This is a genomic window from Marinitenerispora sediminis (assembly GCF_003336425.1).
Lineage (GTDB): Bacteria > Actinomycetota > Actinomycetes > Streptosporangiales > Streptosporangiaceae > Marinitenerispora > Marinitenerispora sediminis.
On record NZ_QEIO01000216.1, the window covers coordinates 1 to 6,586 of the forward strand.

General features: G+C 74.8%; 6 protein-coding genes. 1 reads left to right on the forward strand and 5 read right to left on the reverse strand.

Features of this window, described 5'->3' with window-relative positions:
• Positions 1-105 precede the first annotated feature (105 nt).
• Positions 106-1,035 (reverse strand): DMT family transporter, encoded by a 930-nt coding sequence (locus tag DEF28_RS24965; protein WP_233515527.1) that lies wholly within the window; start codon positions 1,033-1,035, stop codon positions 106-108.
• A gap of 174 nt (positions 1,036-1,209) precedes the next feature.
• Complete coding sequence (locus DEF28_RS24970; RefSeq protein ID WP_114399493.1) at positions 1,210-1,959, reverse strand: AraC family transcriptional regulator; 750 nt, start codon at positions 1,957-1,959, stop codon at positions 1,210-1,212.
• Positions 1,960-2,013: 54 nt separating this feature from the next.
• Here DEF28_RS24970 and DEF28_RS24975 point away from each other — a divergent pair, with 54 nt between their 5' ends.
• Positions 2,014-3,162, forward strand: a complete 1,149-nt coding sequence (locus tag DEF28_RS24975) for an MFS transporter (RefSeq protein ID WP_233515528.1) — start codon at positions 2,014-2,016, stop codon at positions 3,160-3,162.
• Between the two features lie 84 nt (positions 3,163-3,246).
• Here the strand turns inward: DEF28_RS24975 and DEF28_RS24980 are convergent, their stop codons facing one another.
• From DEF28_RS24980 to DEF28_RS24990, 3 genes are all read right to left on the reverse strand, one after another.
• Complete coding sequence (locus tag DEF28_RS24980; RefSeq protein ID WP_114399491.1) at positions 3,247-4,257, reverse strand: hemolysin family protein; 1,011 nt, start codon at positions 4,255-4,257, stop codon at positions 3,247-3,249.
• On the reverse strand, positions 4,254-5,642 hold the full coding sequence (locus DEF28_RS24985) for a hemolysin family protein (RefSeq protein ID WP_114399490.1): 1,389 nt from the start codon (positions 5,640-5,642) through the stop codon (positions 4,254-4,256). The genes DEF28_RS24980 and DEF28_RS24985 overlap by 4 nt, the downstream gene beginning before the upstream one ends.
• 303 nt (positions 5,643-5,945) lie before the next feature.
• Positions 5,946-6,530: a TrmH family RNA methyltransferase gene (locus tag DEF28_RS24990; protein WP_114399489.1), complete on the reverse strand. Its 585-nt coding sequence runs from the start codon at positions 6,528-6,530 to the stop codon at positions 5,946-5,948.
• Positions 6,531-6,586 lie beyond the last annotated feature (56 nt).

Here is a 6,586-nt window from a genome sequence, read left to right on the forward strand (position 1 = left end):
GGGGAGGCGGCGGCGGGGAGTGACGGGCGGCCCCCCGCACCGGCTCCCCGGCGAGCCGCCGGACGTCCGCGGCCGACCGGGGCGGCACCACCCGGCCGGGCACGCTCAGCGCCGCACCGCCGGCACCTCGGCGGCCCGCACCCCGCCCGGGCCGGTACGCGAGCGGCTCAGCGCCATGGCCGTCACGGCGGCCAGGACGAGGCCGGCGCCGGCCCACTGGCTCCAGGCGAGTTCCGCGCCGAGCACCCCCACCCCGACCAGCGCGGAGACCAGCGGGAAGGTGAGCTCCGCCAGCGTCGCCCGGCTGGCGGCCGTGCGGCTCAGCCCCCAGTAGTAGAGCGCGAGCGCGAACAGGCCGGGGACGAGCGCGAGCGCCACCAGCAGCGGGAGCTGCGCGGCCCCGATCGTCAGCGGTGCGCCGGTCGCCAGCGCGATGAGCAGCGTCACCGGAAGCGCGATCGTGAACCGCAGCGCCGTGACGTGCCGCACGGCGAGCCGCGTACCGGCCAGCCGCCCGAGCACGGTGCCGGCCGCCCACAGCACGGCCGCCCCCACCGCCAGCGCCGCCGCCCGGGCACCGCCGACGCTGACCGCCAGCGGGTCGGGAAAGGCGAGCAGCCACGCACCCGCGAGGGCGGGCAGTGCGTACCAGGCGTACCGCGGTGTCAGGCGCTCGCCGAGCAGCAGCACCGCCAGGAGCACCGCGAACACCGGCTGCAGCTTCTGCAGCACCTGGGGCGTCACCGGGTCGCCGAGGGTGAAGGCCGCGGTGAACAGCGTGGTGGCCAGGGCGGAGGAGCCGCCGCCGACGACGAGCATCGCGGCCACCACCCGCGGCCCCGCCGCGGCCAGCGCGCGCACCGCCGGCCAGATCCACGGTGACAGGCACAGCACGATCACCAGGTGCTCGTACAGCACGATGGTGGGGGCGGGCAGCTGCCGCGCGAGCGGCTCCCGCATGAGGGCGGAGGTGCCCCACAGGCCGGCCGCCAGGGCGACCGCCCACATCCGGTCCGAGCGCCGGGTCTCATCCACCTGCCACGCTCCCGCGGCCGTCGTCCTCGGGCATCGCCATCCGTCCTGTCCTCCGTGCTGCGCTGCGGTCCGCAGGCGACAACAGTCCGCCCGGGGTCCAGATTCCCGCGAACCGGGGCGATCACGAAATCAGCGGCAGATCACCGGGACCGGCGGGCACTCCGGCACCAGCCCTCAGCCGGGGCCCCGCCGCGACCCCGGGGTGTGGCCGAAGGCCCGGCGGTAGACGTCGATGAAGGCGCTCGCGGAGGCCCAGCCGCACCGGTGGGCGACCGTGGTCACCGCGACGCCCTCCGCGAGCAGCCGCAGGGCGTGCTCCAGGCGCAGCTGGGTCCGCCACTGCGGGAACGACATCCCCATCTCCGCGGCGAACAGCCGGGAGAGGGTGCGGCCGCTCGCGCCGACGCGGGCGCCCAGCGCCGCGAGCGTGCGGTCGTCGGCGGGGTCGGCGCGCAGCAGCGCGCACACCGCGGCCAGGCGCGGGTCCGAGGCGGCGGGCAGATGCACGGGCTGCTGCCGCGGGGACACCCGGAGCTGGTCCAGCAGTACGGCGCGCAGCCGGCGGCGCTGCGGGGTGTCGCCGCGCGGCGCGCGGGTGTAGGCGAGGATGAGCTCGCGCAGCAGCGGCGCGACAGCCAGCACCGTCGGCGTGCGCAGGCGCAGCGGGTTCTCCCCGGCGGGCAGCCCCACCGTGTGCAGGTCGGTCTCGCCGTAGGCCCGGTGCGCGTGCACCGTGCCGGCGGGTATCCAGATGGCGCGCGTCGCGGGGGCCACCCACGAGCCGGCGTCCGTCGTGACGGCGAGGACGCCCCGGCCCGCGTAGACGATCTGGTGGTCATCGTGCCGGTGCGCGTCGACGCCTCCGCCGGCGGGCAGCGGGCGGACGAGGGTGGGCGCCACCGGATCATGGCGTGGAATCGACATCTCGTGGCATTTTATCGGAAGCGCGACAGGCGGGGCAGCCTCCATGATCATGGCGTGCCGAAGAACAGATCCGTCCCCCTCCTCGCGGTGGGGCACTCCTGCGTCGACTTCTACCAGGGGGCCGTGCCGGCCCTCGTGCCGTTCCTGGTGGCCGAGCGCTCCCTCGACTACGCAGCGGCGGCCGGGATCGTGCTCGCCGCCTCCCTGCTGTCCTCGGTGGTGCAGCCGCTGTTCGGGGCGCTCACCGACCGGTGGCCGCTGCCCTGGCTGCTGCCGGTGAGCACGGCCGTCGCCGGGGCGGGGATCGCGCTCAGCGGCGTGGGCGCCTCCTACCCGGCGGCCCTCGCCGCCGTCGCGCTCTCGGGGGTGGGCGTGGCCGCTTACCACCCGGAGGCCGCCCGGGCGGCCCGCCGAGCGAGCCGGGGCAGCCACACCGCGATGGGCTGGTTCTCCCTCGGCGGCAACATCGGCTTCGCCGCGGCGCCGCTGGTGGTCACCCCGGTCGTCGCCATGGGCGGGCTCCAGGCGTCGCCGCTGCTGGCGCTGCCGGCCGCCGCGGGGGCCCTGCTGTCCGCGGCGGCCGTGCGGGCCGACCGCGGTGCGAGCGCCGACGCCGCGCGGACCGGCCCCGCTGCCGCCGCCGACGACGTCCGATCCTTCGTGCGGCTCTCTCTCGCCGTGGTGCTGCGCTCCATCGTGTTCACCGGGCTGAGCTCGTTCATCGCGCTGCACGCCGCGCAGCGGACCGGCGGCGGTGAGACCGCCGGCGCGGTCGCGCTCTTCATCCTGTTCGCGGGCGGCGCGGCCGGCACGGTGCTGGGCGGCGCGGCCGCCGCGCGCTGGGGGAGGGTCCGGTGCGTGCGCTGGTCCTACCTGGCGGCGGTGCCCGCCGTCGCGGGCGTCGTCCTCGCCCCCGGCCCAGCGGTCTTCGTCTTCGCGGCCCTCGTGGCGGTCGCCCTCTATATCCCGTTCTCGCTGCAGGTCACCCTCGGCCAGGACTACCTGCCCACCCGGGTCGGGACCGCCGGCGGTGTCACACTGGGCCTCACCGTCAGCATCGGCGGGATCGGCGGCCCGGTGATCGGGGCCGCCGCCGACGCCGCCTCGCTGACCGCGGCCCTCGCCCCGCTCGCCGTGCTGCCCGCGCTGGGCTGGCTGCTGGTCCGCGGGCTGCCGGAGCCCGCGGCCGGCTCGGGGCGGTGACCCCGCCCGCCGCGCAGACGCCGGTGGCCGGCACCCTCGGGTGCCGGCCACCGGTCCGCCGCCTCGGCGGCGTCACAGCGCGGGTCAGGCCGCCGTGCCCAGGAGCAGCCGGTCCAGCATGTCCTGCAGGGTGACCAGTCCCAGCAGCCCGCCGGCGTCCTCCACGAGGGCCAGGTGGCTGCGGCTCTCCCGCATGATGCTGAGCGCCGCGTAGATGGGCGTGCCGGCGTCCAGCGTCAGCACCGGCCGCATGAGGTCGACCGCGCTGGTGTCGGCTCCGCTGGTCAGCGCGTCGCGGACGTGCAGCACCCCGAGCGGCTGGTCGCCGTCGAGGACCACCAGCCGCAGGTGGCCGCTCTCGCGGGACACCTGCTTGACCGTCTCCAGGGAGGCCTCGGGGCCGACACCCGCGAGCTCCTCCCGGGGGGTGACGATCTCGCGCAGCGGCCGGGAGTTGACCTCCAGCGCGGTGGCGAGCTGGTCGCGCCGCTCCTCGTCCAGCGCGCCGGCCTTGGCCGAGTGGTCCACGAGCTCCCGCAGGTCGTCCGGGCCGTGCCCGGAGGCGACCTCGTCGACCGCGTCCACCCCGAACCGGTGCAGCGTCCAGTTGGCCAGCCCGTTGAGCACCGCGAGCGCCGGCCGGGTCAGCCACATGAAGCCGCGCATGGGGATGGCGAGCATGGTCGCGGACTTCTCCGGGTGGGAGATGGCCCAGGACTTCGGCGCCATCTCGCCGACGACCAGGTGCAGGAACGTGACCACGATCAGGGAGACCACGAAGGACACGCCGTAGGCCACCGCCTCGGGCAGCCAGCCGTGGAACAGCGGCTCCAGCAGGTGGTGCACGGCCGGCTTGGTGATGGCGCCCAGCGCCAGCGTGCACAGCGTGATGCCGAGCTGCGAGCCCGCCATGAGCATCGACAGGTCCCGGGCGCTCTTCAGCGCGGCCCGGGCCGAGGCGCTGCTCTCGGCGGCCTCCTCCAGCCGGTAGCGGCGCGCCGCCACGAGGGCGAACTCCACCGCCACGAAGAAGGCGCTCAGCCCGATGATGGCGACCGAGATGGCCAGGGCCAGCCACGGGTTCATGTCGCTCACGCGCGCACCTCCCGCTCGGCGCCCTCAGCGGCGACCGCGACCTCGGTGAGGCGCAGCCGGACCGTCTCGGGCACGTGCCGGTCCACGTTGTCGACCTCCAGGGTGACGATCCGGTGCGGCTCGTCGTCCTCGGCGCCGGGGTGGCGCGGCAGGTCCACGTGGACGGTGTCGCCGGGCTCGGGGAGCCGGCGCAGCTCGTTGATCACCAGTCCGCCGATCGTCTCGTAGTCCCCCTCGGGAAGGTCGTGGCCGAGCAGCCGCTCGACCTCGTCGACGTGCAGAGCGCCGGGCAGCAGCCAGGCCCCGTCGTCCCCGACGCGGGCCTCGCCCTCGTCCTCGGGGTCGTGCTCGTCCGCGATCTCGCCCACCAGCTCCTCGGCGATGTCCTCCATGGTGATGACGCCGGCCAGGCCGCCGTACTCGTCGACCACGCAGGCGAACTCCTCGCCGCCCTCGCGCAACTGGCTGAGCACGCTGGTCAGCGGGAGCGAGGTGGGCACCATGACCGCGGGCCGCGCCACGTCCTTGACCAGCACGCTGTCCAGGTCCCGGTCGCCGAGCGCGAGCACGTCGCGCAGGCAGATGACGCCGGTGATGTCGTCGACGTCGTGTCCGAGCACGGGGAAGCGCGAGTGGCCGGTGGCCATGAGTTCGACGACCCGGCTCACGGGCTCGTCCACCTCGACCCAGGTGACCTGGGGCCGGGGGATCATGGCGTGGTCGGCGGTGCGGTCGTGGAAGTCCAGGGTGCGGTCCAGCAGGGTGGACAGCTCCGCGGGGAGGTCGCCGCTCTCGCGGGACTCCTCGACGATGCGCTCCAGGTCGCGCACGGTCGCGGCGTGCTGGACGTCCTCGACCGGCTCGATGCGCACGGCCTTGAGCAGCAGGATGGCCGCCTGGTCGAACAACCAGATCAGCCAGCCGAACAGCTTCAGGTAGATCCCGGTCGACAGTGCGAGCCAGCGGGCCACCGGCTCGGGCCGGGCGATGGCGAGGTTCTTGGGGAAGAGCTCGCCGAACACCATCTGCACGATGGTGGAGAACAGCAGGGCCAGCACGGTTCCGGCGGCGATGCCCACGCCCTGGGGGACGCCGGCTCCGCCGAGCAGTTCGCCGATCCCGGCGCCGATCATGGGCTCGGCGATGTAGCCCACGAGCAGGCCGGTGACGGTGATGCCGAGCTGGGCGCCGGACAGCATGAACGATGTCCGGTTGGTGATGCCGAGTGCGCGCTTGGCACCCGCGTCACCCGCGGCGGCCCGGGCCTTGAGCCGGGACCGGTCCACCGCCATGTAGCCGAATTCCTGGGCGACGAAGTACCCCGTCGCGACGGTGATCAGGAAGACCACCAACGCTCCGAGGAGGATGTTGACGATGACGCTCATGTCGCACGCACCGCCTCGGAGCGGTCAGTCTCGGCGCGCGCGCCGCCTGGTGAAGGAGGCTCGTCAGGTTCCGGGGCACAGCGTCCGGTGAGGACGCTGCCGCTACTTCGGGACGGGTCCATGTTCCTCTCTCTGGTCGGGTGTAACGGAATACGCTCGTTGGGGTTGAGAAGTTCCCGACGAGCGGGCATTGAATCGCGGCCACGCGGCGACTTTGCCGCGGGACTACGGGGACGTGACGTCGGGTGCGGGTTCACCGGCGGCCCGCCGGGCTCCGGTGCGCGGCGGGCGGGGTGCGGCGGATCAGTTCATGGCGGTGGCGGCGGCCTGGCCGAGCGGCCCGGGGCCGGCTTCGGGCGCGGCGTGCTGCCACTCCCTGCGGCGGGTCTCGGCGATGGCGACGGCCGTGGCGACCGCGACGTTCAGCGAGCCGACCCGGCCGATCTGCGGGATGTAGGCGACGGCGTCCGAGCCGGTCAGCAGCGCCGAGGAGCAACCGTGGTCCTCGGCCCCGACCGCGAGGCAGACGTCGCCCCCGAGTGGTGCCTCGTGCAGCGGCACGGCGTCGCGCGCGAGCTCGACGGCCACGACGCGGTAGCCGTCGTCGTGCGCCGCCCGGATGGCCTCGGCGGTGTCGCGGACCCGCTCCCAGCGCAGCTTCTGGTCGGTGCCCAGGGCGGTCTTGCCGACCTGCGGGTGCGTGGGGTCGACGGCGTTGCCGGTGAGCCAGACGGTCTCGACCCCGAAGGCGGCGCTGGTCCGGAGGATGGAACCCAGGTTGAACGGCTGAGTGACGGATTCGACGATGAGGGCCACGCGGCCCTCAGTGCGCCTGCGCCACTGGCGGTTCAGTCGCTTGACATCGGTGGGGCGCAGCTGCGTGCTCACCTGAGCTGGGTTCCTCGTTCCGGGCGGGTGCGGGTGGGGCCGCTCATCAGACTACC